We start from the raw sequence: 249 nt of genomic DNA, 5'->3' as shown, positions 1-249 counted from the left end.
GAAAAATATCATCAAAGTGTAATTGAAAAATCAAATCAGCTATATAGTGAGCTTCTTGAGAACGAAATCATTCCTGAAATTAAACGTGAAAGCGACGAACAGTTATCATTGGAAGAGCTCACTCAATACGTTCAAAAAGTGGACGAAGTCGTTACCGAATATGATAAACAGATTGAAGCATCTTCAGACGTTATAGAACGAAAATCCATAAGAAGTAAACGCAAATATCCGAAACAAGTGCGTAAGCAG

1 pseudogene is annotated in these 249 nt (G+C 35.3%); it reads left to right on the top strand.

The annotated features are described in order from the left end of the window. Positions 1–249 (top strand): annotated as a pseudogene (locus tag M3205_RS26095) (IS5/IS1182 family transposase); the annotation flags it as partial.

Origin of the sequence: Cytobacillus firmus (assembly GCF_023715565.1) — a bacterium.
Classification (GTDB): Bacteria; Bacillota; Bacilli; order Bacillales; family Cytobacillaceae; genus Cytobacillus; species Cytobacillus firmus_C.
This window is presented reverse-complemented; position numbering and strand designations above follow the sequence as displayed.